Below are 18,577 nucleotides of genomic sequence, written 5' to 3' on the forward strand. Positions count from 1 at the left end.
TCTATGTGGTACGCATCTTACCTTTCAGAGATAGCCATTATGACGCAAATACAACCTCAAAGAACGACCTCCGATCTGGTGAAAGCCGCCGTCTCCGGCTGGCTGGGCACCGCTCTGGAGTTTATGGATTTCCAGCTTTACTCGCTGGGGGCTGCCCTGGTCTTCCATGAGATCTTCTTCCCGGAACAGTCTGCTGCGATGGCGCTGATCCTGGCGATGGGAACCTACGGTGCAGGCTATATTGCGCGCATCGTCGGGGCCTTTATCTTTGGCAGAATGGGGGACAGCATCGGCCGTAAAAAAGTGTTGTTCATCACCATCACGATGATGGGGATCTGTACCACCCTCATCGGTGTCCTGCCGACCTATGCGCAAATCGGGATTTTTGCACCTGTTCTGTTAGTGACGCTGCGCATTATTCAGGGGCTGGGTGCCGGGGCAGAGATCTCCGGAGCCGGGACCATGCTGGCAGAATATGCCCCGAAAGGGAAACGCGGCATTATCTCCTCGCTGGTGGCGATGGGGACCAACTGCGGGACGCTGAGCGCAACGGCTATCTGGGCAGTGATGTTCTTTGCCCTCGATCGTGAACAGCTGCTCGCATGGGGCTGGCGCGTACCGTTCCTTGCCAGTGTGGTGGTGATGATCTTCGCCATCTGGCTGCGGATGAACCTCAAAGAGAGCCCGGTATTTGAGAAAGTCAGCGATACAGAGACCGTGGTTCCCGATACATCTTTAGGTGCCATGTTTAAGAGCAAATCCTTCTGGCTGGCAACAGGTTTGCGTTTTGGTCAGGCGGGTAACTCAGGTCTGATTCAGACGTTCCTTGCCGGTTATCTGGTTCAGACGTTGCTGTTTAATAAAGCGATTCCCACTGATGCGCTGATGATCAGTTCGATTCTCGGGTTTATCACCATCCCACTGTTAGGTTGGCTGTCGGATAAAGTGGGTCGTCGTCTGCCGTACATTATCCTGAATATCTCCGCCATTATTCTGGCGTACCCGATGCTGTCGATCATCGTTGATAAAAGTTATGCGCCGGGCGTGATTATGCTCTCGATCATCGTTATCCATAATTTTGCCGTTCTGGGGCTGTTTGCACTGGAAAACATCACCATGGCGGAGATGTTTGGTTCGCGTAATCGCTTTACCCGTATGGCCATTTCAAAAGAGGCGGGTGGTCTGGTGGCGGTCGGGTTTGGCCCAGTGCTGGCCGGGATCTTCTGCAATATGACCGGCTCCTGGTGGCCGATTGTCGCCATGCTGGTGGCCTATTCCGTGATTGGGCTGGTTTCTGCATTCCTGATGCCGGAAGTGCGTGACCGTGACCTGAGCGCGGCGCAAGATGCAGCGGAAGTCGCGCCAGAAGAGTCCGTAAGCTTCGGAGCCGTCTCCTCACGGCGCTGATGGTTTATAACTTGAGTAATTTGTCACACAACTTTCAGCGTGTGTCACACCACATGAATAAAAGTTAATATAAATCAAAATTTCAAACTGAAGTATCAGTATGGTTAATGGCAGTTATTTTTTTACCCCAACTGCCATTCTAGTTGGTGTAGTCAGCAGGCGCTGCCGCTCTGGTCAATGGGCGGCAGTGGTTCACAGCGTTCTACTTAACGAGTCTTAATCATGGAAAACCGGTTATTACAGGCGAAAGCCACGCTTCCTCAGTACACTCGCGACGACCTGAAGGCACGCATTGTTCATCTTGGCTTCGGCGCATTTCACCGTGCGCATCAGGCGGTTTATACCGACATTCTCGCAGCGGAACACGGCAGCAACTGGGGTTATTGTGAAGTAAACCTGATTGGCGGCGAGCAGCAGATTGCCGATCTCAACGCGCAGGATAACCTCTATACCGTGGCGGAGATGTCTGCCAATGCATGGACATCTCGCGTGGTCGGAGTGGTCAAAAAAGCACTCCATGCGCAGGTTGACGGGCTGGAGACCGTGCTGGCCGCGATGTGTGAACCGCAGGTGGCAATTGTCTCGCTGACGATCACCGAGAAAGGGTATTGTCACTCACCCGCGACCGGGCAACTGATGTTCGATCATCCGTTAATTGCCGCCGACCTGCAAAACCCCCATCACCCGACATCCGCACCCGGGGTAGTGGTTGAAGCACTGGCGCGCCGTAAAGCTGCGGGTCTGCCTGCTTTCAGCGTGATGTCCTGTGACAACATGCCGGAGAACGGCCATGTGATGCGCAATGTCACCTGTGCTTATGCTCGCGCTGTCGATGGTGAGCTGGCGGACTGGATTGAATCCAGTGTCACCTTCCCGTCAACGATGGTGGACCGCATCGTGCCTGCAGTAACGGTAGACACGCTGAATAAAATCGAACAACTGACTGGCGTGCGCGACCCGGCGGCAGTGGCCTGTGAACCGTTCCGCCAGTGGGTGATTGAAGATAACTTTGTTGCCGGGCGTCCTGAATGGGAAAAAGCCGGGGCCGAGCTGGTGTCAGATGTTATTCCGTTTGAAGAGATGAAGCTGCGTATGCTCAATGGCAGTCATTCATTCCTTGCCTATCTTGGTTATCTGGCGGGTTACCAGCATATCAACGACTGTATGCAGGATGAAAATTACCGCCTCGCCGCGCATAAGCTGATGCTCAACGAGCAGGCGCCAACCTTAAAAGTGAAAGGCGTCGATTTAGGTCATTATGCCGATCTGCTGATTGCTCGCTACAGTAACCCGGCCCTGCGTCATCGAACCTGGCAAATTGCGATGGACGGTAGCCAGAAGCTCCCGCAGCGTATGCTGGATTCTGTGCGCTGGCACCTGGTGCATCAAAAGCCGTTCCCGCTACTGGCATTGGGTGTGGCTGGCTGGATGCGCTATGTTGGCGGTGTGGATGAACAGGGTAATACCATTGAGGTGAGCGATCCGCAACTGGCCGTGATTCAGGCGGCAGTGAAGGGAAGTACCGAGGGGGAAAGCCGTGTGAAAGCCCTGCTTGGCATCGAGGCTATTTTTGGCAGAGAGTTACCTGAAGAGGCTAGCTTTGTGAATGCGGTGATGAGCGCGTATCAGACGTTGCTACAGAAGGGAGCAAAAGCCACGGTGGCACAGTACGCCGCGCAACGATAATTCATCTCATGCCGCCGTTCGCGGCGGCATGTACGGGTACAATTTAGTGCATACCCAGGCGAATCAGTTCAATCGGTTCGAACTTACCTTCGCATCCTTCCACTTCCACCGTTTTGCTACGACGCACTTGCGCGGCATCAAGACCGTCGCTATGGATCGCTTTAATGACCCCAGTATGGCCTGTGCCGTTTATCATGACGCGGCTGCCAGTGGTAATTGCATTACGGTTACGGTCGTATGTCATCATGGTATATTCTCCTCTCTAACTTATCCGTTACGGCGCTAATTCAGGTTTGCCGTTCACGGGGCATATAAATACGCCTGTCCGCGCTTCATGTTTTTGTTTTTGATCAAACTCACACTTTTTTGTTTATTGCATCGAGTGCTGACGGTTCACGACAGCAATTTACAAAGCAGACCGTTATTTTCATAAGCTGATAGTTTCGATAGGGAAGCGTTGAGGGTTGGTTTATATTTCTGATGCCATTCTGGAGGCAGGAAATAACCCTTCATCGGAATAAGGAGTCAGGCTTATGTATAAGAAGATTTTGATGCCTGTTGATGTGTTTGAAATGGAGTTAAGCGATAAAGCGGTACGCCATGCGGCCAACCTGGCAAAGGCTGAGGGTGCGTCGATTACCCTGGTCAACATTCTTCCGGCCAGCAGTCGCTCACTGCTGCGCGGGTTTAACGCTGATATTAAAAAGTTTGAAGAGTATATGACCGCTGAATCCGGGAAAAAAATGAACGAGTTAAAGAGACTGTTCGATATCTCCCCTGAGAATATTCACGGCATGGTTCGTTTTGGCAATGTCCGCGATGAAATTATCAAGCTGAGCAAGGAGGGGGAATATGATGTGATCGTCATCGGGTCGAAAAACCCGGGCATCACCACTCATCTGCTTGGTTCAAATGCGGAATCTATTCTGCGCTACGCCACTATTCCGGTATTAGTCGTTCGTTAATTTCTTCGCCGCATCCGTAAGGGGTGCGGCAAATGTTACTCTTCGCTGAACCACTCGCTATTTTCCTGGCGAATAAGCTGCACAGATTCACTAATTTCCTGCAAATGCAGTGTCATCGCTTTTTCCACACCGTCGGCATCGCGTTTTTCAAGCGCACTGAAAATATCATGATGCTGGCGGAGCAGCATTTCCGGCGGGGAGACGTGATCGAGGCTCATATAGCGCACGCGGTCGATGGTGGCCTTAATGTTCTCGATGGTGTCCCAGGCCAGCTGGCAATCGGCAATCTGCGCCAGTTTCTGGTGGAATTCGTCATCCAGCAGGAAGAAATCATTGAGCTGTTTACGGTCTATCGCAATGCGCTGCTGGTGCAGATTTTGCTCCAGCAGATAACACTGGTTGTCGTTGATAAGCGTTGCAGCACGGCGCGCGACGGCACATTCAATCGCCTGGCGAACAAAACAGCCGTTGCGCACCTGAGAGAGTGAAATTTTGTTCACATAGCTGCCGCGCTGCGGGCGGATCTGAATCAGACCGTTTTCTGCGAGCTTAATAAACGCTTCGCGCACCGGCTGACGGGAAACGTCAAAACGCACGGACACCTCTTTTTCAGAAAGCGGTGTACCCGGTGGGATCAGGCAATGGACAATATCACGTCGCAAAATGCGATAGATTTGCTGGTTTACTGGCTGGGTGGGATTGAGTTGCGATTCAGCGGCCATGAGTTGTCATTTCTCAGAGAGTTAGCCTGAACATACTACCATTTTTTTATAACCCGAAACAGACCCGGCCCGCAGGCCGGGAAGGGCTCAGTTAGCCACGATGGACGCTAAGTCCGGCAAAACTCTGGCTGACCGGCATCATTTCTACGGTGTTGATGTTGACGTGTTTCGGCAGCGTCGCCACCCACCACACCGTTTCAGTGACATCTTCCGGCGTCAGCGCGTTAGCGTTTTCGTAGGTTTTACCCGCTTTCGCGTCATCGCCTTTGAAACGCACGTTGGAGAATTCAGTCCCGCCAACCAGACCCGGTTCGATATCGGTGACGCGAATGGCCGTACCGTGCAGATCGGTACGCAGGTTCAGGCTGAACTGGCGCACAAACGCTTTGGTCGCGCCATAGACGTTGCCGCCCGCATATGGCCAGCTCCCGGCGGTGGAACCAATATTGATAATGTGGCCGCGGTTGCGCTCGACCATGCCCGGCAGCACTGCACGGGTCATATAGACCAGCCCTTTGTTGTTGGTGTCGATCATGTTTTCCCAGTCTTCAACGCTGGCTTTGTGGGCAGGCTCCATGCCCAGCGCCAGACCGGCATTGTTAACCAGCACATCAATGGCACGCCATTCGGCAGGCAGGTTAGTAATCATCTCTTCAATGGCCGCGCGGTTACGCACATCCAGTTGTGCGGTCAGGATGCTGTCACCCAATTCGTCTTTCAGCTCCTGCAGGCGCTCCTGACGACGGCCCGTTGCAATCACCTTGTGTCCGTTGGCGACGAAGCGACGCGTGATGCTTTCACCAAAACCCGCTGTCGCCCCGGTAACTAAAATAATCATCTCACTGTTCCTCAACGCTTTTTGTGTTGTACTAACATAGCACGGTCGCCGAGGGTGCGTTAAGGCAACATTTGTATGACAGCATTGCAGGGGATGGCGGCCTGGCCTATACACAATATCATTCAAGTTGCATCAAGGCGGCGACGCAGCGAATCCCCAGGAGCTTACATAAGTAAGTGACTGGGGTGAACGAGGAAAGCCAACGCAGAGGCAGCTTGAAGGATGAAGTGTATACTCTGGGAGGATACCCGTACTCAGGAGCAAAAGATGACGGCCACGAATCCCTTTTTTGAAATCAGCCTTTTACCTTACCAGGCACCTCATTTTGATGAAATCAACGATAGCCACTATCGCCCGGCTTTCGATGAAGCGCTTCGCCAGAAGCGGGCGGATATTGACGCCATTGTCTCTCAGACCACTGCGCCAGACTTCACCAACACCGTACTGGCGCTGGAGAAAAGCGGCGCCATGCTCACGCGCGTCAACAGCGTTTTCTTCGCCATGACCTCCGCACACACCAATGCGTACCTGCAGGAACTGGAAGAGCAGTTCTCTACCGAACTTGCCGCGCTGGCGAACGATATCTGGCTAAACGACACGCTTTTCGCTCGCGTGGAGAGCGTCTGGCAGGACCGTGCCGCGCTGGACGCTGAATCCCGTCGGTTGGTTGAGGAGACATATCAGCGGTTTATTCTGGCCGGCGCACGTCTGAATGAGACAGAAAAAACCGAGCTGAAGGCGCTTAATACCGAGGCGGCCTCTCTGACCAGCCAGTTTAATCAGCGTCTGCTGGCTGCTGATAAGGCTGGCGGGCTGGTGGTGGATTACGCACACCAGCTTGATGGGCTTAGCGCTGACGAAATCGCTGATGCCGCACAGGCTGCCACCGAGAGAGAGCTTAACGATCGCTGGTTGATCCCGCTCCTGAACACCACCCAGCAACCCGCGCTTTCGGCGCTGCGCAATCGTCAGACGCGGCAAAATCTGTTTAACGCAGGCTGGACGCGTACCCAGAAAGGGGATGAGAACGATACGCGCGCGCTGATCCTTCGTCTTACTGCGTTACGTGCACGTCAGGCTCGCTTGCTGGGCTTTGAGGATTATGCCAGTTGGAGCATTGCCGACCAGATGGCGAAAACGCCAGACGCCGCGCTTACCTTTATGCGTGGCATTGTGCCTGCCGCACGTACCCGCGCGGAATGCGAGCAGGCCGATATTCAGAATGTCATTGATGACGAACAGGGTGGTTTCACCGTGCAGGCCTGGGACTGGGCCTTCTATGCGGAGCGCGTACGTCAGGCAAAATATGCCCTCGATGAGTCGCAAATCAGGCCGTATTTTGCGCTCAATAACGTACTGCACGATGGCGTATTCTGGACGGCCAGCCAGCTGTTTGGCATCCGCTTTGTGGAGCGCTTTGATATCCCGGTTTATCACCCGGACGTTCGCGTATGGGAAATTTTCGACCACACGGGTGTTGGTATGGCACTGTTCTACGGTGACTTCTTTGCCCGTGACTCCAAGCAAGGTGGGGCGTGGATGGACAGTTTTGTCGTGCAATCCTATGAATTTGCCACCCGTCCGGTTATCTACAACGTCTGTAACTATCAGAAACCGGGTAATGGACGCCCGGCGCTACTCTCCTGGGATGATGTGATTACCCTGTTCCACGAGTTCGGCCATACGCTACACGGGCTGTTTGCCAGCCAGCGCTACGCCACGCTCGCGGGTACCAATACCCCACGTGATTTCGTTGAGTTTCCGTCGCAAATAAACGAACACTGGGCCAGCCATCCTCAGGTATTTGCCCATTACGCCCGTCATTTTGAAACCGGTGAACCGATGCCGGAAGCGCTACGGAGAAGCATGCTGAGTGCGACTCAGTTTAACAAAGGCTATGACATGACGGAGACACTCAGTGCCGCGCTGCTGGACATGAACTGGCACAGTATTCGTGAGCCTGTTGAAAGTGTCGAGGCGTTTGAAGCCGCCGCCCTGAAAAAAGAGGGGCTGGATCTGCCCGCCGTACCGCCGCGTTATCGCAGCAGCTACTTTGCCCATATCTTTGGTGGCGGTTACGCGGCGGGGTATTACGCTTACCTGTGGACACAAATGCTGGCGGACGATGGCTATCAGTGGTTTGTCGAGCAGGGCGGTTTAACCCGTGAAAACGGGCAAAAATTCCGTGAGGCGATTTTATCCCGTGGTAATAGTACAGATTTAGCGGAACTGTATCGTAACTGGCGCGGGCACGATCCAAAGATTGAACCGATGCTGGAGAATCGCGGATTGAGCGCGTAATGCCATAGTTGGCGGGTCATCCAGGGTTAGCGCCCGCTTGACCCGCTCACCGTTGAGGACAAATGGTCATAAAAAAAGCCTGCGTTAAGCAGGCGCTAATGATGATGCATAATTGTTATTCTAATCTTAATTCAAAAAATTAACTGCGAACCCGAGACATCACAAATATTTTTGTGCTGCATCGAGTATTTCCTGAGAGGTAAGTTCCCGATCCGAGGCAACATAGATAACATCATGATCGCCTGTTAAAGACGGAAAACCAGCAGACATTATTTGAAGATTAACCTCTTCGCCATTCGGGTATTCTTCACGTATGGATGTAATGCCCTTAAGCACAGTCATAACTTTGCTCGGCTTACCATTAAAGAACACTATCACCTTTTTCATATATCACCCTGTAATCATTCGTGATTTTTTAAGCTGATGCCGTCCAAAGAGACTGATTTATTCATTGTTCTAACTTTTTCGAAAATTAAAGCAAGCAATATCCTGACTTAACGTGTACTGTGGCAGTCCATTTAATCAGGAGAAGCCTATGTCTGGACGTAAAAATACGCAATTTCGTCGAAATCATTTAGTCAAATGTCCCTGCCCAAACTGCTCGAAAGATTCAGAGCACAGCTATAATCGCGTACAAAAGGGCGCACAGCTTGTTTGCCCATATTGCAATACTCTTTTTAAGTCCTCTCAACGATTTTAAAAAAATAATTTCGCCAGAAAATTAAAAAGCAATGCTAAGGACCCGTCTACTCAGGAAAACCGTCATCGTTATCGCGGGTCCGTGGCGATATTATTTATCGCAAAGCGTTACGTTGCCTGCTGCAGGGCCTTTACTGCCGCTAATGATAGCAAACTCGACTTTTTGACCTTCAAAAAGCGTGTTGAAACTGTCCCCCTCAAGGGCGGAAAAGTGGACAAAAATATCTTTACTGCCATCAAGCGGGGAGATAAAACCAAAGCCTTTATCTTCGTTAAACCACTTAACCAGACCTAAAATTTTTGACGACATATATACTCCATTTGAATGCTTTTAAAGTAGTAACGTTATGATAGAGAACGTATAAATTGTATACGTATGGACTCAAAAGGAGGGGGTATCAGCGATAGCGCCTGGTTATGAGGACTGCTTAGTAAAATGTTACATTCAGTATTGCATCGAACCAACGAGATCATTAATACACGGACAGGATTAATTAGCAAATTTTATTTTAGCCGTCTGGGCGCGTGGGCTTGCTGAGTGGTCGCGTAACCGGGCACAGGGCCCGGCTTATGTTCATATTGCATGACAGCTTACGGAAGCGATAATTTTATTACCACCCATATTACCCATAATCAAATCGAGTAATTTTCGGTATTCCTCCCGGGTAATCACTTCAGCCCGAATTTCGGTGGTTCCTTCTGTTTTCGCTGCCGTTGAATAAATGGCTTTCAGACTTAACGTCAGCTCCTGAGCCATTTTGACAACATTCTGCCGCACGGCATCTTCATGCTCATCATTGCAGGTCACTTTCAGAACATAACATTTTTCGCCTTCGTGAAGCGCGGGGAGTTGATTAATCCGCTGCGCGGCTTCGCGAAGCAATATGTTAGCACAGAGAATAATTACGCTGGCCATCGCGGCATTCCAGAATTGGCCTAATCCGCATAGCACACCAATTCCGGCCGAACACCACAGCGTTGCCGCGGTATTCAGACCCCGAATATTCATTCCCTCACGCATAATCACGCCTGCGCCGAGGAAACCTATTCCGGAGACGATCTGTGCTGCGATGCGCCCCGGGCTATCAGGAGAAGTGGAGACGGAACTTAAAATAAACACTGCCGCGCCTGTAGCAACCAGTGCATTGGTACGAAGCCCGGCCATCCGCTGGCGCCATTGTCTTTCTGCGCCAATAATTGCGCCCAGCAGCATTGCTGCGAGCAGATGAGAGATATATGGGAACATCATCCTGTCGCCTGTTTACGTTATTCAATAATAAACGTCAGTGCTAAAGCACTATATGACGCCATTTAAACACTACGTATTTTTAGCGCGACGGCGGCGGGAAGAGTGAATGTGTAAACAGAAACATAGCGATTACCCACAATTATAGCGGTTCTTAAAGTGTCGGGATGCAATCGCGTTGAGATGATTGCTGCCCACCGTTCAGGTAAGCAGCGTGAAATCGCACTAGCTTACCTTCGTATCATATATAAGGTGACTTTCCAACGAAGGACTCCTGTGTAAATTTATCGCCAGTATAATAAGGCTTTATAATGAGTAAAGCGAAAAAACAACGTTCGTTATGAATTGTTTAAGTTCGGGAAAAAGTTTTATAGATGTCACCTGATTTTCAACAATACCCGGTATACTCGATTGTATTTATAACAGGCTGTAACATGCTAAGGCAGGCAGTATGTCTCATCGTTCACTGCGGGCGTTGTGCCTGACCAGTTTTTTCATTGCGGATGTCCGCGATGGTCTTGGTCCTTTTCTCGGTATTTTTCTGACTGAACGTCACTGGTCCCCTGATGATATCGGCATACTGATGACGGCCGGTGGTCTGGCGGGATTATTGGCCACGCTGCCGGCGGGATTTATCACCGACACCTCACGCAGCAAGCGATCCGTGCTGGCGCTGGTGTGCCTGCTCATCACCCTTAGTACGCTCCTGCTCTGGTTTAGCCAGCAGAGCAGCGTTGTCGCTGTTTCGCAAATTGTCAGCGGTATCAGTGCGGCATTTGTGGGGCCGCTGATCGCCGGTATAACGCTGGGGCTGACCGGCCAGGGCGGGTTCAGTGCGCAGATGGGCAGAAATGAGGCGTTCAATCACGGCGGCAACTTTGTCACTGCACTGATTGCAGGCGGCATTGCCTGGTACTGGGGCGTGGGCGGGATCTTCCTGCTGATGACCTGCACGACGCTGCTCACGCTCTGCGCGCTGCTTGCCATTCGCCACGGCGATATCGACAACAACGCCGCGCGCGGACTGTCATCTCAGGCGAGCCTGCCGGTTCCCGGCTTTGCGGTGCTGATGAAAAACCGTGCGCTGTTTGTGACCGGGCTGACGCTGCTGCTGTTCCACCTGGCAAACGCCGCGCTGCTGCCGATGTTGAGCATGAGAGTTGCAGCGGCACCTGCATCGATTAACCCCGGTTTGTATGCGGCGGGTACCGTCATCATCTCACAGGCCGTGATGATCCCCGTTGCCATCTGGGTCGCACACCGCATAGAACACTACGGCTACTGGCGCTTAATTATGCTGGCGCTGCTGGTTATGCCGGTGCGCGCGGCGCTGGCGGCATCTACGGACGCGCCGTTAATGATGATACCGGTACAAATCCTCGACGGACTGGCAGCCGGGATCCTGGGTGTCGTGGTACCGTCGTTTATTGTGGTGCTGCTGCGCGGAAGCGGGCACGTCAATGCCGGGCAAAGCGTGGTGATGCTGATGCAGGGGATTGGGGCATCCATGAGTCCGGCGTTAACCGGTACGATCGCCGGTCATTACTCTTTTGCGACGGCGTTCAGCGTACTGAGCGCGATTGCCCTGGTGGCCGTCCTGCTGTGGTGGCGCTGTGCTCATCGGACATGGGAAACTGACAGTTCGCCGGGTGGGGCATAGCCGCCACCCGGCGCTAGGCTTATGCCAGTTCGTTAGGGCACGCTTCGCCCTTTTCCAGCTGCAGTAGATTCCCCAGCGTGGTTTCCGAAATGCTGATCAGCGCTTCGGCAGTCAGAAACGCCTGGTGTCCGGTAAACAGCACGTTATGACAGGCAGACAGGCGGCGGAACACGTCGTCCTGGATCACATCATTAGACTTGTCTTCAAAGAACAGATCGCGCTCGTTTTCATACACGTCCATCCCCAGCGCGCCAATCTTCTGCGTTTTCAGCGCTTCGATGGCGGCCTGAGAGTCAACCAACCCACCGCGGCTGGTGTTGATGATCATCACGCCATCTTTCATCTGGTCAAATGCCGCCTGGTTCAGCAGGTGGTAGTTTTCCGGCGTCAGCGGGCAGTGCAGGGAGATCACGTCAGACTGTGAGAACAGGGTTGGCAGGTCGACGTATTCGACGCCTAATTCCAGCGCCGCAGCGCTTGGGTAGGGATCAAATGCCAGCAGACGCATGCCGAAGCCTTTCAGAATGCGCAGGGCGGCGACGCCAATTTTACCGGTGCCGATCACGCCGGCGGTTTTGCCGTACATGGTAAAGCCGGTCAGTCCTTCCAGCGAGAAGTTAGCATCACGGGTGCGCTGATAAGCGCGGTGAATACGACGGTTGAGCGACATCATCATGCCAATCGCATGTTCCGCGACCGCTTCCGGTGAGTACGCCGGCACGCGAACCACCTTCAGGCCCAGCTCTTTCGCCGCGTCGAGGTCAACGTTGTTAAAACCCGCGCAGCGCAGGGCGATGTATTTCACCCCCTGTTTTTTCAACTCTTCCAGCACCGGACGACTGCCGTCATCGTTCACAAAAATGCAGACGCCTTCGCAGCCGTGCGCCGTTTTGGCGGTTTTTTCGGACAGCAGAAAGTCGAAAAATTCAAGCTCAAACCCGTAAGCCTCGTTAACATGTTGCAGATACTTTTTGTCGTACTGCTTTGTGCTATATACCGCGAGTTTCATAAGACTTTCTCCAGTGATTTTGCATTCACGTTAGCATGATTAAAATTATCTTACAATTTTTGAAATATTATTGAATTCAATAAGTTCTATCAATTATTCTAGAGCATCTATCCTTAAAAATGGCATTCCCTTCAACTGACTGGCTAAACATGCGACAATGATCGGCAATGTCGGCTTAATTCTTTCGCTAAATCAGGATATTAACTGCCCATGAAGGGTAAATACAAAGCCGCAATTGCGCTTTTACTGCTGTTCATCCTCTTGCCGCTGACGCTGCTGATGACGCTCGCCCAGTGGGTTCCAACGCTTGCCGGTATCTGGCTACCCGTCGGGACACGTATCGCCTTTGAACAAAGCCCCAAAATCACCCGTCACGCACTGGTCATTCCCGACGTTCGCTATCTGGTTGAAGACTGTGAGATTGCCCGGGTCGATAACGTGACGCTGTCACGTCCCAGTCGCTGGGAACTGGATATCGGTGCGCTCGAGCTTAATTCCGCGTGTTTAAGCAAAATCCCTCAGTCTGCACCCTCAACGGTTGCGCCCAAAACGCTGGCACAGTGGCAGGCGGTTTTACCGAAGACCTGGCTTACCGTTCATCGCCTGACGCTCTCGCCCTGGCAACAATGGCAGGGCGAGCTTTATGCCTCGCTGACGCCAGCCAGCCAGGAGATTACCTATAAAGGCGAGCAGGTCAGCATTAAAGGGAAACTTCGTGGACAGTTGCTCTCCGTCAGCCAGTTCGATGTACAGCTTCCCGACCGGCCTCAGCCCATAAAACTGGTGGGCGAGTTCACTCTGCCGCTGGTTCCCGATGGGGTACCGGTTAAAGGGCACGCGGTCGCGACCTTTAACGTGCCACAGCTCACCTCATTGGTCGATGCCGATCTGGACTGGGAGGAAAATCAGGGACAACTGGTGGTGATGGCGCGCGATAACCCCGACCCGCTGCTCGACCTCCCGTGGCAGATCACGGCAGAACAGCTGAATATCAGTGACGGACGCTGGAACTGGGACCTCTCCGGTATGCCGCTGAGCGGGCGAGTTGGCCTGCGAGTCGACAACTGGCAGCAGGGACTGGAGAAAGCTACCTTGTCCGGACGTCTCAATGTGCTTACCCAAGGTGATGCAGGGAAAGGCAACGCGGTTCTGAACCTTGGGCCGGGCAGGCTCAGTATGGAAAACAGCGACATGCCGCTGTATCTGAGCGGTGAGGCGAAACAAAACGACCTTATTCTCTACGCCAGACTGCCGGCAAAACTGACCGGAAGCCTTTATGAACCTCAGCTTTCTTTTGAGCCGGGGGCGCTGCTTCGTTCACGCGGACGCATTATTAACTCCCTCAATATTGATGAAATTCGCTGGCCACTGGCGGGCGTCAAGCTCACGCAAAAGGGTGTTGATGGCCGTTTGCAGGCCATTCTGCGGGCCCATGAAAACGAAATGGGCGATTTTGAGCTCCACCTGGACGGCCAGGCCAACGACTTTTTACCCGACAACGGTCTGTGGCAGTGGCGCTACTGGGGAAAAGGGGGCTTTACGCCGATGAATGCGCGCTGGGATGTCGCCGGGAAAGGCGAATGGCGTGACAACCTCATTGAGCTAACTGCGCTCTCCACCGGTTTTGACAAACTTCAGTACGGTACGATGGAAGTCAGCAAGCCGCGTCTGGTGCTGGATCAACCGGTGCGCTGGTTCCGTGACCCCGAAAAACCCACCTTCAGCGGCGCGCTGGCGCTCAATGCGGGACAAACCCGCTTCTCCGGCGGGAGCGTGTTACCGCCCTCAGTACTGACCTTTAGCGTCGACGGAACAGACCCAACGATTTTCCAGTTCAAGGGCGACCTCCATGCAGACAAAATTGGCCCGGTACAGGTAAATGGTCGATGGGATGGGGAACGTCTTCGCGGGCAGGCCTGGTGGCCGAAACAGTCGCTTACCGTATTTCAGCCGCTGATACCACCGGACTGGAAAATGACGCTGCGTGACGGGGAACTCTATGCGCAGGTCGCCTTCTCGGCGGCGGCCGATCAGGGCTTTGAAGCCGGTGGGCACGGCGTGCTGAAATCCGGCAGCGCCTGGATGCCTGATAACCAGGTCAACGGCGTCGATTTTGTGCTGCCGTTCCGCTTCAGCGAAGGGACCTGGTCCCTGGGCACGCGAGGCCCGGTAACGTTGCGCATAGATGAAGTGGAAAACCTGGTGACCGCGCGAAATATTACGGCGGACCTCCAGGGGGACTACCCATGGACCGAGGAAAACCCGCTCCTGCTCACCAACGTGAAGGTGGAAACCCTCGGCGGGAAAATCACCATGCAGCAGCTGAGAATGCCGCAACACGATCCGGCCTTGCTGCGCGTAGACAATATCTCTTCCAGCGAGCTGATTAGCGCCGTCAATCCGAAACAGTTTGCCATGTCGGGGCCGGTCAGCGGGGCGCTACCGTTCTGGCTGGACAATGAAAAATGGATCATCAAAGATGGCTGGCTGAGCAACCCCGGGCCCATGACGCTGCGTATCGACAAAGATACTGCAGATGCCATTGTGAACGATAATATGGTCGCGGGCGCCGCGATTAACTGGCTCCGCTATATGGAAATTTCGCGTTCGTGGACGAGAATCAATTTAGATAACCTGGGGCAATTAACCATGCAGGCCACCATCAAGGGGACCAGCCGTGTCGATGGCAAAAGCAGCACCGTCAACCTGAACTATACCCATGACGAGAATGTCTTTACCCTCTGGCGCAGCCTGCGTTTTGGAGACAACCTGCAAACCTGGTTTGAGCAACACGCGGCGATACCCGGTCCCCGCAGTTCGACTGGCAAGGAAAGTGAGGAACAACAATGAAAAAGATGGCTGGTGTACTCACCGTTGCCGTTGTCGCGCTACTGAGTGGCTGTACGCCGCGCATTGAAGTCGCGGCACCGAAAGAGCCGATTACCATCAATATGAATGTCAAAATCGAACATGAGATCCACATTAAGGTCGATAAAGACGTTGAAACTCTGCTGAAATCGCGCAGCGATCTGTTCTGAGGACGCCATGAAACGATTAGCTCTGATTTTACTGGCACTGGGGATGAACGTGCAGGCGGCCGCGCTCACCTTAAATGATGCCCGGGCGCAGGGGCGCGTAGGGGAAACCCTGAGCGGGTATCTTGCCCCGATCCAACAGGATGCGGAAACGCTGGCGCTGGTTAACCGTATCAATGCGGCGCGCACGGAAAACTACCAGAAGCTGGCTGACAGCAATAATTTACCGGTCGATGAAGTGGCGAAAATGGCGGGACAAAAACTGGTTGCCCGTGCTCAACCCGGCGAGTATGTGAAGGGCATTAACGGAAAATGGCTGAAAAAATAGTTAGCGGTAGCGCTTGCGGTATTCACCTGGCGAGACGCCAAAACGCTGCTTAAACGCCGTCGAAAAATGGCTATGGTCGGTAAATCCCCAGCTGTAGCCAATCCCCGCCAGCTTTTCGTCATCACTGGTAGAACGCAACACCTGCGCGCACAGATCCAGACGACGGTTTTTAATGTACTGCGCCACCACCAGCCCTTTCTCGGCAAACATGCGGTAGAGGCTGCGCACGGACATACCGCTCTCGGCGGCAATCCATTCCGGGCGCAGAGATTCGGACTGAATATGATCGTCGATCAGCGCCACCACATGCTGGAACTGACGTTCCTTACGCGGCTGAATCAACTCGCGCTGCTGGAAAGCGGGGCGCAGCAGGCAGACCATCGCTTCGAGCGCGGCTTCACTCTCCCGGTCACTCAGATCGGCATTGTTCATACTGTCCATTAACAGACGATGACTCAGCTGTACCGTTGGCAACGAACGGGAAAGGGTGAGCGCGCAGTTGATCTCCTGAAACCGACACTGCTGCTCAATGATCTGACGGGGTACCAGCAGCGAAATCTGACGGGATTTTTCCTGCCAGTTGATTGAGCAGGGGCGGGATGCGTCAAGCAGCGTGATATCACCGGTTTTTAGCACAGAGCGCCGGTCATCCTGCTCAATTTCTGCGCTGCCTTCAAGCTGGAACACGGTATAGAACCAGGCATCATTACTCTGAGCGATCTCCTGACGGGAGCGGAACAGATTCACGCCGCCTGCGGTAACGGTACTGAGCTTCAGGCTGCGCGCGTAGCTGGTTTCCAGTTCACCGAAGAATTTTCCCTCCAGAGGACGCGCGTTAAAGCGCCCGCAAACCTGGTTAATTTGCGCCAGCCACTGCTGATACTGTTCCTGCTCGCTTGCACACGCCATCGTTTCTCTCACTGCGCCGTCAACGTTTTCGCATTGTTGCATTTGTGTTGCATTTTGTCAGAGCTATGAGGCTGACTATAGGAAAGAACACTCACCGGGAACAGTGATATAAGGCGGAATTATCACGATTTGCGGAGCCTGTCACAGGTGGCAAAGCGAATGTCACACAGACAAAAGCGAGAATGCGAAACCCCTCTTAGACTGGATCAACACCCGACGAATAATAACGAAGGAGTACCCTATGTCTGAATCACTGGTGGCAATCCTACCTGCTGTGCAGCAGTTTCTAGACCGACATCATGGCCTGTGGATCGAAGGGCGTCAGGCCGCATCAGACAGTGAAAAACGGCTGAATGTCTACAACCCGGCCACGGGCGAGGTGATTGCCTCGACTGCCGATGCCAGCGTTGACGATGTTGACCGCGCCGTGATGTCCGGCTGGCGCGCGTTTGTTGCCCGCAGCTGGGCCGGAAAATTACCGGCGGAACGCGAGCGGATCTTGCTCCATTTTGCCGATCTGGTTGAGCAGCACAGTGAGGAGCTGGCTCAGCTTGAAACGCTGGAGCAGGGCAAATCCATTAACATTTCCCGCGCTTTTGAAGTTGGCTGCACCCTGAACTGGATGCGCTATACCGCCGGGTTGACCACGAAGATCGCTGGCAAAACGCTGGATCTCTCTATCCCATTGCCACAGGGGGCCCGCTATCAGGCGTGGACGCGCAAAGAGCCGGTTGGCGTGGTGGCCGGGATTGTACCCTGGAACTTCCCGCTGATGATCGGGATGTGGAAAGTGATGCCTGCGCTGGCCGCGGGCTGTTCCATTGTGATTAAACCGTCAGAAACCACGCCGCTGACCATGCTGCGCGTGGCGGAGCTGGCCAGCGAAGCGGGCATCCCGGACGGGGTGTTCAACGTCGTAACCGGTAGCGGCGCGGTGTGTGGCGCAGCGTTGACCTCGCATCCGCACATTGCGAAAGTGAGTTTTACCGGTTCAACGGCAACGGGTAAGCAAATTGCCCGCACGGCGGCGGACACGTTAACCGGGGTGACCCTGGAACTGGGCGGGAAAAACCCTGCCATCGTGTTGAAAGATGCCGACCCTGCCTGGGTGATTGAAGGCCTGATGACCGGCAGCTTCCTGAACCAGGGACAGGTCTGTGCGGCGAGCTCCCGCATCTATATTGAAGCGCCGCTGTTTGACACGCTGGTCAGCGGGTTTGAACAGGCGGTGAAATCGCTGAGCGTCGGGCCGGGCATGTCGCCGGAAGCCTTTATTAACCCGCTGGTTTCGCGTGCGCATTGCGACAAGGTACAGACTTTCCTCGATGAAGCGAAGTCCCGTCATGCGGAACTGATCGCCGGTAACCGTGGGCCGGAAGGTAAAGGCTATTACGTTTCACCTACGCTGGTGGTGAACCCGGATGCCGCGCTGAGGCTCACTCGTGAAGAGGTATTTGGCCCGGTGGTCAACCTGGTGCGAGTGGCCGATGGTGAAGAGGCGCTCCAGCTGGCAAACGACACCGAGTATGGCCTGACGGCCAGCGTCTGGACGCAGAATATCAGCAAGGCGCTGGAATATACCGACAGGCTGCAGGCGGGTACCGTCTGGGTAAACAGCCATACGCTAATCGACGCTAACCTGCCGTTCGGCGGGATGAAACAGTCTGGCACCGGACGTGACTTTGGCCCGGACTGGCTGGACGGCTGGTGCGAAACGAAGTCGGTGTGCGTGCGGTATTAAAAAACAAGCCGGGTGGCGGCTACGCCTCACC

At 53.7% G+C, this 18,577-nt stretch carries 18 protein-coding genes; 10 read left to right on the forward strand and 8 right to left on the reverse strand.

Features of this window, described 5'->3' with window-relative positions; translation table 11 throughout:
* The first annotated feature begins 39 nt into the window (after positions 1–39).
* On the forward strand, positions 40–1,407 hold the full coding sequence (locus ACJ9Y9_RS10770; protein WP_028017569.1) for an MFS transporter: 1,368 nt from the start codon (positions 40–42) through the stop codon (positions 1,405–1,407).
* Between the two features lie 222 nt (positions 1,408–1,629).
* The gene (locus tag ACJ9Y9_RS10775; protein ID WP_028017568.1) at positions 1,630–3,093 is read left to right on the forward strand and encodes a mannitol dehydrogenase family protein; all 1,464 of its coding nucleotides are present in this window, start codon (positions 1,630–1,632) and stop codon (positions 3,091–3,093) included.
* A 43-nt stretch (positions 3,094–3,136) separates the two neighbouring features.
* On the opposite strand, the gene ydfZ is transcribed toward ACJ9Y9_RS10775, so the two are convergent.
* A complete protein-coding gene (ydfZ, locus tag ACJ9Y9_RS10780; RefSeq protein WP_014831738.1) occupies positions 3,137–3,340 on the reverse strand; it encodes a putative selenium delivery protein YdfZ in 204 nt (67 codons plus the stop codon).
* A 286-nt stretch (positions 3,341–3,626) separates the two neighbouring features.
* Here ydfZ and ACJ9Y9_RS10785 point away from each other — a divergent pair, with 286 nt between their 5' ends.
* Positions 3,627–4,058 (forward strand): universal stress protein, encoded by a 432-nt coding sequence (locus ACJ9Y9_RS10785; RefSeq protein WP_028017567.1) that lies wholly within the window; start codon positions 3,627–3,629, stop codon positions 4,056–4,058.
* A 35-nt stretch (positions 4,059–4,093) separates the two neighbouring features.
* Here the strand turns inward: ACJ9Y9_RS10785 and ACJ9Y9_RS10790 are convergent, their stop codons facing one another.
* The gene (locus ACJ9Y9_RS10790; protein ID WP_028017566.1) at positions 4,094–4,780 is read right to left on the reverse strand and encodes a GntR family transcriptional regulator; all 687 of its coding nucleotides are present in this window, start codon (positions 4,778–4,780) and stop codon (positions 4,094–4,096) included.
* Positions 4,781–4,871: 91 nt separating this feature from the next.
* Complete coding sequence (gene ydfG, locus ACJ9Y9_RS10795; protein WP_028017565.1) at positions 4,872–5,618, reverse strand: bifunctional NADP-dependent 3-hydroxy acid dehydrogenase/3-hydroxypropionate dehydrogenase YdfG; 747 nt, start codon at positions 5,616–5,618, stop codon at positions 4,872–4,874.
* A 267-nt stretch (positions 5,619–5,885) separates the two neighbouring features.
* Here ydfG and dcp point away from each other — a divergent pair, with 267 nt between their 5' ends.
* Complete coding sequence (gene dcp, locus ACJ9Y9_RS10800; protein ID WP_028017564.1) at positions 5,886–7,919, forward strand: peptidyl-dipeptidase Dcp; 2,034 nt, start codon at positions 5,886–5,888, stop codon at positions 7,917–7,919.
* A 159-nt stretch (positions 7,920–8,078) separates the two neighbouring features.
* On the opposite strand, the gene ACJ9Y9_RS10805 is transcribed toward dcp, so the two are convergent.
* Positions 8,079–8,306, reverse strand: a complete 228-nt coding sequence (locus tag ACJ9Y9_RS10805; protein ID WP_028017563.1) for a hypothetical protein — start codon at positions 8,304–8,306, stop codon at positions 8,079–8,081.
* Between the two features lie 148 nt (positions 8,307–8,454).
* Here ACJ9Y9_RS10805 and ACJ9Y9_RS10810 point away from each other — a divergent pair, with 148 nt between their 5' ends.
* A complete protein-coding gene (locus ACJ9Y9_RS10810) occupies positions 8,455–8,619 on the forward strand; it encodes a YnfU family zinc-binding protein (RefSeq protein WP_218064858.1) in 165 nt (54 codons plus the stop codon).
* A gap of 90 nt (positions 8,620–8,709) precedes the next feature.
* On the opposite strand, the gene ACJ9Y9_RS10815 is transcribed toward ACJ9Y9_RS10810, so the two are convergent.
* The gene (locus ACJ9Y9_RS10815; protein ID WP_028017562.1) at positions 8,710–8,928 is read right to left on the reverse strand and encodes a cold shock domain-containing protein; all 219 of its coding nucleotides are present in this window, start codon (positions 8,926–8,928) and stop codon (positions 8,710–8,712) included.
* A gap of 264 nt (positions 8,929–9,192) precedes the next feature.
* Positions 9,193–9,867 carry an MgtC family protein gene (locus tag ACJ9Y9_RS10820; RefSeq protein WP_371128440.1) on the reverse strand — a complete coding sequence of 225 codons (675 nt, stop codon included), beginning with the start codon at positions 9,865–9,867 and terminating at the stop codon, positions 9,193–9,195.
* 448 nt (positions 9,868–10,315) lie between these two features.
* Here ACJ9Y9_RS10820 and ACJ9Y9_RS10825 point away from each other — a divergent pair, with 448 nt between their 5' ends.
* Positions 10,316–11,524 (forward strand): MFS transporter, encoded by a 1,209-nt coding sequence (locus ACJ9Y9_RS10825; RefSeq protein ID WP_028017560.1) that lies wholly within the window; start codon positions 10,316–10,318, stop codon positions 11,522–11,524.
* Positions 11,525–11,543: 19 nt separating this feature from the next.
* Here the strand turns inward: ACJ9Y9_RS10825 and ACJ9Y9_RS10830 are convergent, their stop codons facing one another.
* On the reverse strand, positions 11,544–12,533 hold the full coding sequence (locus ACJ9Y9_RS10830) for a 2-hydroxyacid dehydrogenase (RefSeq protein ID WP_028017559.1): 990 nt from the start codon (positions 12,531–12,533) through the stop codon (positions 11,544–11,546).
* A gap of 210 nt (positions 12,534–12,743) precedes the next feature.
* Between ACJ9Y9_RS10830 and ACJ9Y9_RS10835 the strand changes: the two genes are divergently transcribed.
* Genes ACJ9Y9_RS10835 through ACJ9Y9_RS10845 form a run of 3 tightly spaced genes read left to right on the forward strand, consistent with a single transcriptional unit; the run spans position 12,744 to position 15,896 of the window.
* Positions 12,744–15,383, forward strand: coding sequence for a YdbH family protein (locus tag ACJ9Y9_RS10835; RefSeq protein WP_407226103.1), 2,640 nt, complete (start codon positions 12,744–12,746; stop codon positions 15,381–15,383).
* Positions 15,380–15,571, forward strand: a complete 192-nt coding sequence (locus ACJ9Y9_RS10840; RefSeq protein ID WP_028017557.1) for a YnbE family lipoprotein — start codon at positions 15,380–15,382, stop codon at positions 15,569–15,571. The genes ACJ9Y9_RS10835 and ACJ9Y9_RS10840 overlap by 4 nt, the downstream gene beginning before the upstream one ends.
* Positions 15,572–15,578: 7 nt before the next feature.
* A complete protein-coding gene (locus ACJ9Y9_RS10845; RefSeq protein WP_028017556.1) occupies positions 15,579–15,896 on the forward strand; it encodes a YdbL family protein in 318 nt (105 codons plus the stop codon).
* On the opposite strand, the gene feaR is transcribed toward ACJ9Y9_RS10845, so the two are convergent.
* Positions 15,897–16,805, reverse strand: coding sequence for a transcriptional regulator FeaR (gene feaR, locus ACJ9Y9_RS10850; RefSeq protein WP_028017555.1), 909 nt, complete (start codon positions 16,803–16,805; stop codon positions 15,897–15,899).
* A gap of 241 nt (positions 16,806–17,046) precedes the next feature.
* Here feaR and ACJ9Y9_RS10855 point away from each other — a divergent pair, with 241 nt between their 5' ends.
* Positions 17,047–18,546 carry an aldehyde dehydrogenase family protein gene (locus ACJ9Y9_RS10855; protein ID WP_028017554.1) on the forward strand — a complete coding sequence of 500 codons (1,500 nt, stop codon included), beginning with the start codon at positions 17,047–17,049 and terminating at the stop codon, positions 18,544–18,546.
* Positions 18,547–18,577: the final 31 nt, after the last annotated feature.

It is taken from the genome of Enterobacter sp. CPE_E1241 (genome assembly GCF_045618265.1).
GTDB classification, from domain to species: Bacteria; Pseudomonadota; Gammaproteobacteria; order Enterobacterales; family Enterobacteriaceae; genus Enterobacter; species Enterobacter adelaidei.